Raw genomic sequence first — 12954 nt, 5'->3', positions numbered from 1 at the left:
GGGCTGCTTTTCATAGTGACGCTAAGCTCATCTTTGGGGGAGATATTCTTATCTTCAATGAGGTGAACGGATGGGAGAGTCGCAGCTACCCGCAATCAAACCGGAGCTATACGAACGCTTGATCGACCGCCTGGGCCTGGCACTCGAAGTGGCCAGGACCTCAGTACGATTACGCGACGAGATGCCAGCTGAACTGGAACTGCGTGGGCTGAGCCACGCCGAGTTCGAAGTGATCAAGGCCTACCTGGAAACCCTCCCGGAAGGTCGTTTCGCCAGCGCCGGTGCTTACCAGCAACCGGAGCCGACTTCGGCGAAGATCGTCTGGCTCAAGGACAAGAAACGCCCCGCCACCACGGCGAGATCCCGGACGCTGTCCCGCTAGCCGTTCTGGATTCCAGGCGCAGACCGTCGTGCGCCGGTACTCAACTTAAACTGCTCATGATCGGCGCCGGACGCGCTCTTGTTGCCCGGCGCCGATCCTCTTAGGCTGCACACCTTTCCAGGAGGTCCGTGCATGCCGCTTCGCTATCTCATCAAACAATGGTTGCTGCCCCCGGGCGTGCTGTTTCTGCTCCTGCTGGCGGCGTGGTGGCTGCGCACGCGGCGCCCGCGCTTGGCTGCATTGTGCTTTGCCCTGGGCCTGGGAGGGCTGTGGTTGATGAGCCTGCCGCTGGTGGTAGAACAGGCGGCCCGGCAGTTGGAGACCGAGGCGCCGCTGCCAATGGCGCAATGGGCGACGCTGGCGGAGCGAGCCGATGCGATCGTGGTGCTGGGCGCCGGGCGTGAGCGTGGCGATCCGGCCTGGGGAGGAGAGGACCAGCCGACCGGCACGGCGCTGGAGCGCATGCGGTATGCCGCGCAGTTGGCCAAGGCTTCCGGGCTTGCGGTGTTGACCACGGGCGGACTTCACTACGGCGCGCCATCGAGTGAGGCGCAGCTGATGGCCGATCGCATGAAGGCGGACTTCGGTGTAGACGTACGCTGGAAGGAGGAGGCCAGCCGCACCACATGGGAGAACGCACAGCTCAGCGCGCGGCTGCTGCAACCCCAGGGCGTGCGCCGGGTGGTGCTGGTGACCCAGGCCTGGCACATGCAGCGCTCGCGCTGGAGCTTCGAGCAGGCGGGGTTCGAGGTGGTGGCGGCGCCTGTCGGGTTCCTGGGCAAGGACCATGGGCAACCGTTCGCGGGGTTGCTGCCCGATAGTCGTGCGGTGTGGCGCAGCGGGCAGTTGCTCAACGAGGCGGTAGGGTTGGTGGGGTATCGGTTGTTCTATTGATCGCATGTGGGGCCGCAACGCGGCCCCTGAAAGTTCACACGGTCTTGGCGATCCGGCTCGCCAGCAGCGCCCAGCCCAGCAGCAGCGTGCAGAGGATTGCCAGCGGCCAGGAGCGCCACTGCAGGTATGGCGTCAGTTGCTGCATCGGCACCACGTCCCCGTAAAGGACTGCCTGCTGGAACTGCGGAATCTGCGCAGTGATCTTGCCGAAGGGGTCAATCAACGCAGTGACGCCATTGTTGGTGGCACGAATCATCCAGCGTCCGGCTTCGAGGGCGCGCATTTGAGCCATCTGCAGGTGTTGCAGGGGGCCGATGGAGGTGCCGAACCAAGTGTCGTTGCTGATGGTCAGCAACAAGTCGCTGCGTGCGGCCAGACCGGCTGCGAACTCGGGGTAGACCACCTCGTAGCAGATGAACGGGGCGACCTGATAGCCCTTGGCTTGCAGCAAAGGTTGGTCCGCCGGGCCGCGTGCGAAGTCCGACATCGGCAGGTTGAAGAACTCGATCAGCCCGCGAAGCATGTCCTGCAGCGGGACGTATTCGCCGAAGGGGACCAGCTTCTGCTTGAGGTAGGTGCCGTCGCCTTCGCCGGTCACGGTGATGCCGTTGTAGTAACGGCGCTGATGGTGCACCACTTCACGCACCGGCACGCCGGTGATCAACGCCGAGTGCCGATCGGCGGCGAAGCGCCCCATCACGTCGATGTAGCCCTGGGCCTGATCCTTGAGCACCGGTACGGCGGTTTCCGGCCAGACCAGCAAGTCCACAGGCTTGGAGCTGAAGCTCATGTCACGGTACAGCGCCAGTTGCGCATCGATGTGCGCCGGGTCCCATTTCAGATCCTGCTCGACATTGCCCTGCAGCGCGGCAACCTTCAGTGGTTCACCGGAGGGCTGTGTCCAGGCGTGACCCTTGAGAGCCATGCCGATCCCCCAGGGCGCCAGCAGCAATATCACGCCCACTACCAGAAACGAGGGGCGCGCACGCAGGCGGTGCAGGTTGCACAGTAGCGCAGCACTCAGTGCCAGAACAAAGGAGATCAGCCACACGCCACCCAGCGGTGCCAGGCCGGCCAATGGGCCATCGAGCTGGCTGTAGCCGGCATACAACCACGGAAAACCGGTCAGGAACCAGCCCCGGAAGGCTTCCTGCAGCAACCACAGGGCGGCAAAGCACAGGGCATCGGCCAGGGGGGCTTCGTTACGGCGTAGCCAGCGCGCCCATAGCCAGGTGGGCAGGGCGAAGAACCAGGCAAGGGCGGCGAAGAAGGCCACAAGCAGCGCGATCGCCAGCGCCGGGGAGGCGCCGCCGTAGGTGTTCATGCTGACGTAGATCCACCAGGTGCCGGCCCCGTACAGGCCGAAACCGAACCACCAGCCACGCCACATGGCCTGGCGCGGGCTGAGCTCGCGCAGGCCGAGGTAGAGCAGGGCGATGGACAGTAGCGCCAGTGGCCAGATGTCGAACGGCGCCAGGGCCAGAAGGGTCGATGCGCCGGCCGCCAGGGCCAGCAGGTTACCGGGCCAGCCGGGGCGGGTGATCCAACGCATGTTTGTCCTTAACGGGTGATCGGGGTCAGGCGCAGCAAGTGTATCCGCCGGCTGTCGGCGTTGAGAATACGGAACTTGTAGGCGCCGATCTCGGTGGTCTCGTTGCGCTTGGGCAGATGACCGAAGGCGCTCATCACCAGGCCGCCCACGGTGTCGAACTCATCGTCGGAGAACTCGGAGTCGAAGAACTCGTTGAAGTTTTCGATCGGGGTCAGTGCCTTGATCAGGAAGTCGCCACTGGGCAGTGGCTTGATGTAGCTGTCTTCCTCGACGTCGTGTTCGTCCTCGATGTCGCCGACGATCTGCTCGAGCACGTCCTCGATGGTCACCAGGCCGGCCACGCCGCCGTATTCGTCGATGACGATGGCCATGTGGTTGTGGTTGGCGCGGAATTCGCGCAGCAGCACGTTCAGGCGCTTGGACTCTGGTACGAAGGTGGCTGGGCGCAGCAGGTCCTTGATGTTGAAGGTGTCGCCGTTCTCCTTGAGGATCAGCGGCAGCAGGTCCTTGGCCAGGAGGATCCCGAGCACATCGTCGTGGCCTTCGCCGATCACCGGATAGCGCGAGTGTGCGGCGTCGATCACCGCTGGCAGGAACTCACGTGGGGACTGGCTGGCCTTGATGCTGATCATCTGCGAGCGCGGCACCATGATGTCACGCACCTGCAGGTCAGCGACCTGGATGGCACCTTCGACGATGGTCAGCGCTTCGCTGTCGAGCAGCTTGTTCTGATGGGCTTCGCGCAGCAGCTCGAGGAGCTCCTGGCGGTTTTTCGGCTCATGGGCAAAAGCCTGGGTCAGTTTACCCAGCCAGGACTTCTGCCCATTGCTCGATCGGTCTTCGCTCATGGCGGTTACTCGTGATCCTTTTCAGTTGTCAGGTTGTGTGATTTCGTCGTCGGCGTAAGGGTCCGGATGACCCAGTTCAGCCAGCAAGGTTCGTTCCAAGGCTTCCATCTCCTCGGCTTCGTCGTCCTCGATATGATCGTAGCCAAGCAGGTGCAGGCAGCCATGGATGACCAGATGCGCCCAATGGGCCTCGAGCGATTTGCCTTGCTCGGCGGCTTCGCGCTCGACCACCGGCACGCAGATGACCAGGTCACCCAGCAGCGGGATGTCGAGCAGGTCATCGGGAACGTCGGCGGGGAAGGACAGCACGTTGGTCGCGTAGTCCTTGTGCCGGTAGGTGTGGTTCAGCTCACGGCCTTCGGGCTCGTCGACCAGGCGAATGGTCATTTCCGAGTCCGCGGTGCGCTGGCGCAGGGCCAGTTCGCACCAGCGGCGGAAGGCAGCGTCATCGGGGGCGGCAGCGTCCGTGGCCCGTTGCAGGTCGAGTTCAAGCATCTTTGCCGGGGACCTCGGGCTTTGCCTGGCGTGCATCGAAGCGGTCGTAGGCCTCGACGATACGCTGCACCAAGGGGTGGCGGACCACATCCTTGGGCTGGAAGTGGGTGAAGCTGATGCCCGGCACGTCCTTGAGCACCTCGATCACGTGGGCCAGGCCCGACTTGGTGCCGCGTGGCAGGTCGACCTGGGTGATGTCGCCGGTGATCACCGCCGTCGAGCCGAAGCCGATGCGCGTGAGGAACATCTTCATCTGCTCCAGGGTGGTGTTCTGGCTTTCGTCGAGGATGATGAAGCTGTTGTTCAGGGTCCGGCCGCGCATGTAGGCCAGCGGGGCGATTTCGATCACCTGGCGTTCGATCAGCTTGGCCACGTGCTCGAAGCCGAGCATCTCGTACAGTGCGTCGTACAGCGGGCGCAGGTACGGGTCGATCTTCTGGGCCAGATCGCCCGGCAGGAAGCCGAGCTTTTCGCCGGCTTCCACTGCCGGACGAACCAGCAGGATGCGCCGCACCTGCTCTCGCTCCAGGGCGTCAACGGCGCAGGCCACGGCCAGGTAGGTCTTGCCGGTACCGGCCGGACCAATGCCGAAATTGATGTCGTTGCCCAGGATTTCCTTGACGTAGCGCTGCTGGTTGACCCCGCGCGGGCGGATGTTGCCCTTGCGCGTGCGCAGCGAGACGCTGACCTCGTTCACGGCCGGATTGTCGAGATTCTCGACGGTCGACTCCTGCAGGTACAGGTGGACGGTTTCTGGCGAGAGCTCGGACGCCTTGGCTTCGCGATAGAGGCGGCGCAGCAGTTGCTCGGCGGCGGAGGTGGTCTTGGGTTCGCCAATCAATTCGAACTGATTGCCGCGGTTGCGGATCTCGATGGCCAGGCGTTGTTCGATCAGGCGCAGGTGCTCGTCGAACTGGCCGCACAAGTTGGCGAAGCGGTGGGCCTCGAAGGGTTCGAGGATAAAGCGATGAGGTTGTATGGGTGCGTTCAAGGTCGTTTTTAGCCGCTCGACGGCAATTAATGTGAACTCAAGAATAACCCTTGAAGGGCAGTGGCGAAAGCACTGAAACGATCAAGGGGGTATCTATGTTGGCCCATTCGCGGGTGGGCCCGCGCCTACCTGGTTCGCGGCGCTCTCTGTGGGAGGAGGGCACCCACGAATAGACCACTACCGATGATCATTGAATCAACGAGCCGACCAACGAGTGCGGCTTGGCCTCTTCGATGCGCACATCCACCAGCTGGCCGATCAGCGAAGGATTGTCGCAGTGGAAGTTGACGATTCGATTATTCTCCGTGCGGCCTTGCAGCTTGCCCGGGTCACGCTTGGAAAAGTCGGTGACCAGGATACGCTGGACGCTGCCGACCATGCGTCGGCTGATCTCGAAGCCCTGCTGGTCGATGCGGTGCTGCAGCAGTTGCAGGCGCTGCTTCTTGATTTCGTCGGGCGTATCGTCTGCAAGCTCCGCGGCCGGGGTTCCAGGGCGGGCGCTGTAGACGAACGAGAACGAAAAGTCGAAGCCGACCTCGGCCACCAGTTTCATGGTCTGCTCGAAGTCCTTCTCGGTCTCGCCGGGGAAGCCGACGATGAAGTCCGAGCTGATGCAGATGTCCGGCACCGCGGCCTTGAGTTTACGCAGCTTGGACTTGTACTCGAGGATTGTGTGGTTGCGCTTCATGGCCGCCAGCACGCGGTCTGAGCCGGCCTGGACCGGCAGGTGCAGGTGCTTGACCAGTTGCGGCACCTCTGCGTGGGCCTGGATCAGGCTGTCGGAAAACTCCAGTGGGTGCGAGGTGGTGTAGCGGATCCGCTCGATCCCGTCGACCGCCGCCACCACGCGGATCAGTTCGGCCAGGTCTGCCAGGCGGCCATCGTGGGTCTGGCCGCGGTAACCGTTGACGTTCTGGCCCAGCAGGGTGATTTCGCGCACGCCGTTCTCGGCCAGGTGGATGACCTCGGCCAGCACGTCGTCGAACGGGCGGCTGACCTCGGTGCCGCGGGTATAGGGCACGACGCAGAAGGTGCAGTATTTGCTGCAGCCTTCCATGACCGAGACGAAGGCGGTCGGGCCGTCGATGCGGGGTTCGGGCAGGTGATCGAACTTTTCGATTTCCGGGAACGACACATCGACTTGCGGCTCACGGGTAGTGCGTGCGGCGTCGATCATTTCCGGCAGGCGGTGCAGGGTCTGCGGACCGAATACCACGTCGACGTAGGGCGCACGCTTGCGCAGGGCTTCGCCTTCCTGGCTGGCCACGCAGCCGCCGACAGCGATGACCATCTGCGGGTTGCGGTCCTTCAGGGCGCGCCAGCGGCCGAGCTTGGAGTACACCTGGTCCTGCGCTTTTTCGCGGATCGAGCAGGTGTTGAGCAAGATGACATCGGCATCATCGGGATGCTCGGTGACTTCCAGGGCCTGGTGTTCGCCCAACAGGTCGACCATGCGCGAGCTGTCGTACTCGTTCATCTGGCAACCGTGGGTTTCAATGTAGAGTTTCTTGGCCATGGCAAATCGTCTGCTGCAGGTGCTGAAAGGCCGCACATTATAGAGGCGGGACCGGGTGCTTAACAGGGCAGACGGTCTGCTATGATGCCGGCCATTTTCCCACCAAGGTGTCGTCTTCTTCGATCATGAGCAAACGCGAACCCGCCATCTACAAAGTGATCTTCCTTAACCAGGGCCAGGTCTTCGAGATGTATGCCAAGCAGATCTACCAGAGTGATCTGTGGGGCTTTCTTGAAATCGAGGAGTTCGTCTTCGGTGAGCGCACCCAGGTGGTGGTCGATCCCAGCGAGGAGAAGCTCAAGGCGCAGTTCGAAGGTGTGGTGCGCAGTTTTGTGCCGATGCACTCGATCGTGCGCATCGACGAGGTGGAGCGACTGGGCACGGCGAAGATCAGCGAGGCCAAGGGCGGCGGCAATGTGATGCCGTTCCCGATGCCGATGCCGGAGAAGTAGATCGGCCCGTCAGGGTAGGGGGGAGAAGGGCGTGCGCCCCTCGGCGTTTTGCAGTTCCAGCAGGTATTTGCGGAAGATCTGGCCGAGCACCTGGGTGGCGTGTTCGAGTTCGTCGCGGGGCATCTGCTCAGTGACTTCGTCGGCCAGGTCCAGGGCGTCTTCGTCGCCGTTGACCGCCGCCATCTTAAGCAGAATGTAGGCCTGCACGTTGTTGGCCGGGACGCCTTCACCATGGAAGAACATCGAGCCGAGACGATATTGCGCCTGGGCCTGGCCTTGCAATGAGGCTTTCTCGAACCAGTTGACGGCTTTTTTCAGGTCCTTGGGTGCCTGGTTGCCGTTGTAGTAGAACTCACCCAGCTCGTATTGCGCCTGGGCATCGCCCGACTCCGCCGTCCGTTCGCAAGCCTTCAGGGCGTTCTGCAGGTCCTCGGGCTGTGTATTGAGGGTGCAGCGTCCCGTCGCTGGAATCAGCAACGAGTTGCCGCCCTCTGCCAAGGCCAGCAGGGGCTGAAGAAGCAGCAGGCAGCCCAGGGTAAGGGCGCGGCCGGTGCGGTTCATGGGGATCGACTTACCTCTGCAAAGCTGCGGCCAATGTCTCTGGTGGCACATTATGGGATAAGCAGCGCCTACCTTACAAAGTTTTACTCGAATTTCTGTTGAGAAGCCTTCGTTGATTGCACAACGCATTTATTGCCGCATCGGCTTCTACGGGGGTAACCCCGCTCCCACAGGTTCAACGCATATCGGGTGGGAGCGGGATTGCCCGCGAAGAGGCTGACGATCACTTCAGCGCGGCAAAGGCCTTTTCGGCGGCATCCAGGGTGATCTGCAGCTCCTTGTCGCCGTGGGCGATGGAGGTGAAGCCCGCCTCGAAGGCACTTGGCGCCAGGTAAACGCCGCCCTCGAGCATCAGGTGGAAGAAGCGCTTGAAGCGTTCCACATCGCTGCCCATCACGTCATCGAAGGTGACGATGTCGTCAGCGCCACTGAAGTACAGGCCGAACATGGCACCCGCCTGGGTGGTGACGAACGGTACGCCAGCGGCATCCGCGCGCTGTTGCAGGCCGTCGAGCATGCGGGTGGTGAAGGCGGTGAGTTCGTCGTGGAAGCCTGGGCGGCTGATCAGCTTGAGGGTGGTCAGGCCCGCAGCCATCGCCAGCGGGTTGCCCGACAGGGTGCCGGCCTGGTACACCGGGCCCAGCGGAGCGATGCACTCCATGATTTCGCGCTTGCCGCCGAAGCAGCCAACTGGCATGCCGCCGCCGACGATCTTGCCGAAGGTCGACAGGTCCGGCTTGATGCCATAGTGGCCCTGGGCGCCGCCCAGCGAGACGCGGAAGCCGGTCATCACTTCATCGAAAATCAGCACCACGCCGTGCTTGTCGCACTGTTCGCGCAGGCCTTCAAGGAAGCCTGGTGCCGGCGGTACGCAGTTCATGTTGCCAGCGACCGGCTCGACGATGATGCAGGCGACGGTCTGGCCGACTTCGCTCAGGGTCTTCTCGACGGCAGCGATGTCGTTGAACGGCAGGGTCAGGGTGTGCTTGGCGAAGTCCGCCGGCACACCGGCCGAGCTGGGTACGCCCTGTGTCAGCAGGCCGGAGCCGGCTTTGACCAGCAGGCTGTCGGAGTGGCCGTGGTAGCAGCCTTCGAACTTGATGATCGCGTCGCGACCGGTATAGCCACGGGCCAGGCGGATGGCGCTCATGGTCGCCTCGGTACCGGAGCTGACCATACGGACCATCTCCATGGACGGCACGATCGAGCAGACCAAATCGGCCATCTCGGTTTCCATGGCGGTCGGGGCACCGTAGGACAGGCCATGCTCCAGTTGCTTGCGCACCGACGCCAGCACGTCAGGATGGCCGTGACCCAGGATCATCGGGCCCCAGGAGCCTACGTAGTCAACGTAGCGCTTGTCGTCTTCGTCTACGACATAGGCGCCTTCGGCATGCTTGAAGAACAGCGGGGTGCCGCCGACGCTGCGGAAAGCGCGGACCGGCGAGTTCACACCACCAGGGATGTGCTTCTGGGCTTGGGCGAACAGGGATTCGGAACGGGACATGGGATTTCTCTCGAATCAGGAAGCGAACAGGGCATTGAAGGCGCGGGCGCGGCGGGTGACTTCCTGCGCGCTGTCGACACCGAACAAGCCGTGGATCACCGCCAGCAGGTCGGCGCCATGGGCGACCAGGGGGGCGGCGTTGTCGAGGGTGATGCCGCCGATCACTGCGATCGGCAGTTGCACCTGGGCACGGGCCTTGCCGAGCAGGGCGATGTCGGCTGCTGGCGCGCCGGGCTTGGTCACCGAATTGAAGAAGCGACCGAAGGCCACGTAGCTGGCGCCTTCGCTGGCGGCCTGCTCGGCCAGCGCGAGCTGGGCATGGCAGGTGGAGCCGATGATGGCATCGCGGCCGAGCAGGGTGCGGGCCGGGGTCAGGGGGCCGTCGGTCTGGCCCAGGTGCACGCCGACGCCCAGGTGTGCGGCCAGTTGGGCGTCGTCGTTGATGATCAGTTGCGTGCCATAGCGCTCGCAGAGCCTCTGCAGGCCTTCGGCCTCGTGCAGGCGGCGTGTGGCATCGTCGCTTTTGTCACGATATTGCAGCAGGCAAACGCCACCTTCGAGGGCAGCCTCGACGTGGGAGAGCAAGCGACCGGCGAGCAGTTGGCTGTCGGTGATCGCGTACAGACCGCGTAACTTCATCTGTCAGGCCTCGTGGATCAGGAGCAGAAGTCCAAGGGCAGTCGGCGTGGGACGAACTGCCCCTTGCCCAGCTGCTCGGCGTCGCGCAGGGTGCGCCAGGTGTAGTCCAGGGCACTGCGCACGGCACTTTGCAATTGCTCGCCAAGGGCCAGGCGGCCGGCCAGGGCGCTGGCCAGGGTACAACCGGAGCCATGGTAGCTGCCTGGCAGGCGTTCGCAGGTCCAGGTGTGCTGTTGACCGTCGCGGCTATATAGGCGGTTATGAATTTGCACCTCGTCACCGTGACCACCGGTAATCAGAAGATGTCTACAGAACGGCAAAAGTTTCTCGGCGCATTCGTCCGCGGTGCCTTCAGGCAGCTCGGCCAGAATCCGGGCTTCGGGCAGGTTCGGCGTGGCGATCGTGGCCAGCGGCAGCAGGCGTTCGCGCAGCGCATAGCCGACTTCGTCCTTGCCCAGGCGGCCACCGCCACCTGCACGCAGAACCGGGTCGCAGACCAGCGGCAGGTGCGGATGGGCGCTCAGCAGTTCGGCGACGGTATCGACCATTTCGATCGACCCGAGCATCCCGAGCTTGACCGCCGCCACAGTGGAGTCGGCCAGCACGGCATTGGCCTGTGCCAGCACCCACTCGCGGTCCAGCACGCGGAAGTCGGAGACGTTGACGGTATCCTGGACGGTCAGGGCGGTCACGGTAGGTGCGGCGTGACAGCCTTGGGCGATCAGGGCTTCGATATCTGCCTGCAGGCCGGCGCCGCCACTGGGGTCGTGGCCGGAAAGACAGAGGACAACGGGGCGGGAGCTGTAGGTCGTATTCATGGTCGGCGAGCTTACCACCAAACCTGTTGGGGCGGATCGCTTCGCCGATGGCTTTTGTTGATCAATTGGTCAATTTTTTGTGTTTTGTATCTCTGTAAGTATTGATTTAGAGCTGTTTCTTTGAGATTTAAGGTGGCTGATTGCCCTGCCTGAAGGCTATGCTAGAGTGCTCGGATAACTCGACAAATAGGCGCTGCCGGAATTCGTCGTCTCAAAGGGAAGGGAGGCCACCACGACGCGACTGGACAGGCCATGCTGGGGCTGTATGCGCTACTTGCTGATGATGCTTCTGGGCTGTGTGCCCCTGTTCGCCGGAGCGGTCGATTTCGACAACGCCACCCGGTACCTTCCATTGGGCCAAGTCATGCAGGTCCTCGAGGACCGTGATGGCAGCGCCAGCATCGCCCAGGTCAGCTCGCCGGCCTTTGTCAGCCGTTTCCGACAGCATCATGAAGACGTGCTCAATGCGGGCTATTCCACCTCGGTGTTCTGGCTGAAGGTCGACCTGCGCAACATCAGCCCGCCCACAGCACCTTCCCGCCAGTGGCTGCTGGAGTTGGCCTATCCACCACTGGATCGTCTGGATCTCTACCTGCCCGATGGCCATGGCAGCTACCGCCTGGTCCAGCGCACCGGCGATGCCTTGCCCTATGCCAGCCGGCAGATCCGCCAGGACAACTACCTGTTCGAGCTGCCTGTGAACCCGGGCCAGGCGATCACGGCCTACCTGCGTTTGCAGAGCCAGGGTTCGATCCAGGCGCCGCTGGCCCTGTGGTCAGCTGAGGCCTACATGGAAGAGCAGCCCACGCGCCTCTATGTGCTGGGCATGATCTACGGCGTGTTGCTGGTGATGTTGGTGTACAACCTGTTCATCTACCTCAGCGTTCGCGACGTCAGCTACCTCTATTACATCCTCTATATCGCTTCGTTCGGGCTCTACCAGATCTCTGTGAACGGTGCCGGTGTCGCGTACTTCTGGCCGGACAACCCCTGGTGGGCCAATGCCGCCACGCCCTTGTTCATTGGCGCCGCAGGGCTGTTCGGCTGCCAGTTCGCCCGGCATTTCCTGCAGTTGGGCAGGCTCAGCCGTGGTTTCGACCGCCTGCTGTTGGCGTTGATGGTCGGTGGAGCGCTGGTCATGACGCTGGCTGTGACCATGCCCTACGGCCTGGCCTTGCGCATGGCGACACTGCTGGCGCTGCTGTTCACCGTGAGCATCTTCACGGCAGGGCTTTATGCTTGGTGGCACGGGGTGCGGGTGGCGCGCTGGTTCATCATTGCCTGGACGGCATTCCTCTTGGGTGGGCTGGTCAATACCCTGATGGTGCTCGGTTATCTGCCGAACGTGTTCCTGACCATGTATGCCAGCCAGTTGGGGTCGGCGCTGGAAGTGGCGTTGTTGTCCCTGGCCCTGGCCGACCGCATCAACAGCCTGCGTGAGCAGCAGGCCCAGGCGTTGCGCGATACCGGCCACACCCTGGAGCAGCTGAACCAGCAACTGGCCCGAAGCAATCGTCTGAAGGATGAGTTCCTGGCGACGGTCACCCATGAACTGCGCACACCGATGAACGGTGTGATCGGCTCGCTGGAGTTGATGCATACCCTGCCGATGAGCGCCGAGCACGCCCAGTATCACCGCACCGCCACCGGTTCTGCCCAAGACATGATGGCCATGGTCGATGACATCCTCGTGCTCACCGAACTGCAGGCGGGTCGTCTGCGTGCCCATGCCGCGCCCTTCAGCCTGCGTCGGCAGTTGCAGGAACTGCGTGCAGGTTTCGCCGGGCGTGCCCTGGGCAAAGGCCTGTACCTGAGCCTGGATATCCCTGCGGAGCTGCCTGACGAGTTGCTTGGCGATGCGCAAAAACTGCTGCGCTGCCTGGCCTGCCTGGTGGACAACGGCCTGAAATTCACCCACCAGGGCGGCGTGATGATCCAGGTGCGCGGCCGCAGGCTCGGGCCGGACAGCCTGGCGTTGACTTTCACCATCAGCGACAGCGGTATCGGCTTCGACGACTTGGACCAAGCCATCCTCTATCAGCGTTTCTTCCAGGTCGATGGTTCCATGACGCGCCGTTACGGCGGTCTGGGCATCGGCTTGTCGATCTGCCGTCAGTTGGGCGAGCTGATCGGCGGCCGGCTGGCCCATGAGTCGACTCGGGGGCTGGGCAGCCGCTTCGAGTTGTCCCTGAACCTGTCCGTGGCCCAGGCGCAGTGGCCGTCCGGCCGGTTGGCCTCGGGTGTGATGGGCGGCTAAGGACGGCCGAGTTAGTCGTTTTTGACACTTTGACTGCCTTCG

General features: G+C 63.1%; 13 protein-coding genes. 4 read left to right on the top strand and 9 right to left on the bottom strand.

Annotation, left to right across the window (positions count from 1 at the left end; genetic code table 11):
• The first annotated feature begins 70 nt into the window (after positions 1 to 70).
• Together IEC33019_RS23795 and IEC33019_RS23790 are read left to right on the top strand one after the other, a co-directional pair.
• Complete coding sequence (locus IEC33019_RS23795; RefSeq protein ID WP_043211202.1) at positions 71 to 382, top strand: hypothetical protein; 312 nt, start codon at positions 71 to 73, stop codon at positions 380 to 382.
• A 132-nt stretch (positions 383 to 514) separates the two neighbouring features.
• Positions 515 to 1276, top strand: a complete 762-nt coding sequence (locus tag IEC33019_RS23790) for a YdcF family protein (RefSeq protein WP_099593961.1) — start codon at positions 515 to 517, stop codon at positions 1274 to 1276.
• 34 nt (positions 1277 to 1310) lie between these two features.
• Here the strand turns inward: IEC33019_RS23790 and lnt are convergent, their stop codons facing one another.
• The 5 genes from lnt to miaB all read right to left on the bottom strand — a co-directional run bounded on the left by lnt (position 1311) and on the right by miaB (position 6678).
• Positions 1311 to 2828, bottom strand: coding sequence for an apolipoprotein N-acyltransferase (lnt, locus tag IEC33019_RS23785; protein WP_070092192.1), 1518 nt, complete (start codon positions 2826 to 2828; stop codon positions 1311 to 1313).
• Between the two features lie 8 nt (positions 2829 to 2836).
• The gene (locus IEC33019_RS23780; RefSeq protein ID WP_070092193.1) at positions 2837 to 3676 is read right to left on the bottom strand and encodes an HlyC/CorC family transporter; all 840 of its coding nucleotides are present in this window, start codon (positions 3674 to 3676) and stop codon (positions 2837 to 2839) included.
• Positions 3677 to 3697: 21 nt separating this feature from the next.
• Positions 3698 to 4171: an rRNA maturation RNase YbeY gene (gene ybeY / locus IEC33019_RS23775; protein WP_070092194.1), complete on the bottom strand. Its 474-nt coding sequence runs from the start codon at positions 4169 to 4171 to the stop codon at positions 3698 to 3700.
• Positions 4164 to 5162, bottom strand: coding sequence for a PhoH family protein (locus tag IEC33019_RS23770; protein ID WP_070092195.1), 999 nt, complete (start codon positions 5160 to 5162; stop codon positions 4164 to 4166). The genes ybeY and IEC33019_RS23770 overlap by 8 nt, the downstream gene beginning before the upstream one ends.
• Positions 5163 to 5349: 187 nt before the next feature.
• Positions 5350 to 6678: a tRNA (N6-isopentenyl adenosine(37)-C2)-methylthiotransferase MiaB gene (miaB, locus tag IEC33019_RS23765; RefSeq protein WP_070092196.1), complete on the bottom strand. Its 1329-nt coding sequence runs from the start codon at positions 6676 to 6678 to the stop codon at positions 5350 to 5352.
• Positions 6679 to 6803: 125 nt separating this feature from the next.
• Between miaB and IEC33019_RS23760 the strand changes: the two genes are divergently transcribed.
• Positions 6804 to 7130: a DUF1820 family protein gene (locus IEC33019_RS23760; protein ID WP_043211213.1), complete on the top strand. Its 327-nt coding sequence runs from the start codon at positions 6804 to 6806 to the stop codon at positions 7128 to 7130.
• A 9-nt stretch (positions 7131 to 7139) separates the two neighbouring features.
• Here the strand turns inward: IEC33019_RS23760 and IEC33019_RS23755 are convergent, their stop codons facing one another.
• The 4 genes from IEC33019_RS23755 to IEC33019_RS23740 form a co-directional block, all read right to left on the bottom strand.
• Complete coding sequence (locus IEC33019_RS23755; protein WP_070092197.1) at positions 7140 to 7691, bottom strand: tetratricopeptide repeat protein; 552 nt, start codon at positions 7689 to 7691, stop codon at positions 7140 to 7142.
• Positions 7692 to 7914: 223 nt separating this feature from the next.
• Positions 7915 to 9198 carry a glutamate-1-semialdehyde 2,1-aminomutase gene (gene hemL / locus IEC33019_RS23750; protein ID WP_070092198.1) on the bottom strand — a complete coding sequence of 428 codons (1284 nt, stop codon included), beginning with the start codon at positions 9196 to 9198 and terminating at the stop codon, positions 7915 to 7917.
• A gap of 15 nt (positions 9199 to 9213) precedes the next feature.
• Complete coding sequence (gene thiE / locus IEC33019_RS23745; RefSeq protein ID WP_070092199.1) at positions 9214 to 9837, bottom strand: thiamine phosphate synthase; 624 nt, start codon at positions 9835 to 9837, stop codon at positions 9214 to 9216.
• A gap of 17 nt (positions 9838 to 9854) precedes the next feature.
• The gene (locus IEC33019_RS23740) at positions 9855 to 10655 is read right to left on the bottom strand and encodes a hydroxymethylpyrimidine/phosphomethylpyrimidine kinase (protein WP_070092200.1); all 801 of its coding nucleotides are present in this window, start codon (positions 10653 to 10655) and stop codon (positions 9855 to 9857) included.
• A 265-nt stretch (positions 10656 to 10920) separates the two neighbouring features.
• Between IEC33019_RS23740 and IEC33019_RS23735 the strand changes: the two genes are divergently transcribed.
• On the top strand, positions 10921 to 12912 hold the full coding sequence (locus IEC33019_RS23735) for a sensor histidine kinase (RefSeq protein ID WP_070092201.1): 1992 nt from the start codon (positions 10921 to 10923) through the stop codon (positions 12910 to 12912).
• Positions 12913 to 12954 lie beyond the last annotated feature (42 nt).

Origin of the sequence: Pseudomonas putida, from assembly GCF_002741075.1 — a bacterium.
Lineage (GTDB): Bacteria > Pseudomonadota > Gammaproteobacteria > Pseudomonadales > Pseudomonadaceae > Aquipseudomonas > Aquipseudomonas putida_T.
This window is presented reverse-complemented; position numbering and strand designations above follow the sequence as displayed.

What these genes read in the sequence shown, in the direction of transcription:
- IEC33019_RS23795 (WP_043211202.1), top strand. Translation starts at nt 71, where the DNA reads ATGGGAGAGTCGCAGCTACCCGCAATCAAACCGGAGCTATACGAACGC.
- IEC33019_RS23790 (WP_099593961.1), top strand. Translation starts at nt 515, where the DNA reads ATGCCGCTTCGCTATCTCATCAAACAATGGTTGCTGCCCCCGGGCGTG.
- lnt (WP_070092192.1), bottom strand. Translation starts at nt 2,828, where the DNA reads ATGCGTTGGATCACCCGCCCCGGCTGGCCCGGTAACCTGCTGGCCCTG.
- IEC33019_RS23780 (WP_070092193.1), bottom strand. Translation starts at nt 3,676, where the DNA reads ATGAGCGAAGACCGATCGAGCAATGGGCAGAAGTCCTGGCTGGGTAAA.
- ybeY (WP_070092194.1), bottom strand. Translation starts at nt 4,171, where the DNA reads ATGCTTGAACTCGACCTGCAACGGGCCACGGACGCTGCCGCCCCCGAT.
- miaB (WP_070092196.1), bottom strand. Translation starts at nt 6,678, where the DNA reads ATGGCCAAGAAACTCTACATTGAAACCCACGGTTGCCAGATGAACGAG.
- IEC33019_RS23760 (WP_043211213.1), top strand. Translation starts at nt 6,804, where the DNA reads ATGAGCAAACGCGAACCCGCCATCTACAAAGTGATCTTCCTTAACCAG.
- IEC33019_RS23755 (WP_070092197.1), bottom strand. Translation starts at nt 7,691, where the DNA reads ATGAACCGCACCGGCCGCGCCCTTACCCTGGGCTGCCTGCTGCTTCTT.
- hemL (WP_070092198.1), bottom strand. Translation starts at nt 9,198, where the DNA reads ATGTCCCGTTCCGAATCCCTGTTCGCCCAAGCCCAGAAGCACATCCCT.
- thiE (WP_070092199.1), bottom strand. Translation starts at nt 9,837, where the DNA reads ATGAAGTTACGCGGTCTGTACGCGATCACCGACAGCCAACTGCTCGCC.
- IEC33019_RS23740 (WP_070092200.1), bottom strand. Translation starts at nt 10,655, where the DNA reads ATGAATACGACCTACAGCTCCCGCCCCGTTGTCCTCTGTCTTTCCGGC.
- IEC33019_RS23735 (WP_070092201.1), top strand. Translation starts at nt 10,921, where the DNA reads ATGCGCTACTTGCTGATGATGCTTCTGGGCTGTGTGCCCCTGTTCGCC.